Genomic DNA, 476 nt, shown 5'->3' with positions numbered 1-476 from the left:
TTCGGCTGGCGCCAGATGGCAGGGGAGCGCGAGAAGCGCGCCACGCTGAAGTCCTTGCACGGGATCGCCAAGGCGCTGCTGCCCAAGCTCGGCATCTCGCAGCAGAACCTGCTGTACTACGCGAGCCTGGCGAACTTCTATACCGTCCATGACCTGCGCCACCTGAAGGCGGAGCAGACCCGGCTCTACCTGCTGTGCTATGCCTGGGTACGTTACCGGCAGCTCACCGACAACCTGGTCGACGCGATGGCCTTCCACATGAAAAAACTTGAGGACGAGAGCCGCACGGGTGCGAAACAGTCCTTTGTCGCCGAACAGCTGCGACGCCATCAGGAAACGCCGCAGGTTGGCCGCCTGCTGTCGCTGTACGTGGACGACAGCGTGGCCGATCCGACGCCGTTCGGCGAGGTGCGCCAACGCGCCTACAAAATCATGTCCAGGGAATTGCTGCAAAACACGGCGCAGCGCATGAGCGT

At 62.8% G+C, this 476-nt stretch carries 1 pseudogene; it reads left to right on the top strand.

Annotation, left to right across the window (positions count from 1 at the left end):
• Nucleotides 1-476: pseudogene (locus GHO03_RS24740) on the top strand (Tn3 family transposase); the annotation flags it as partial.

This window comes from Pseudomonas sp. FSL R10-1339 (assembly GCF_009600545.1).
In the GTDB taxonomy this organism is placed as follows: domain Bacteria; phylum Pseudomonadota; class Gammaproteobacteria; order Pseudomonadales; family Pseudomonadaceae; genus Aquipseudomonas; species Aquipseudomonas bubulae.
This window is presented reverse-complemented; position numbering and strand designations above follow the sequence as displayed.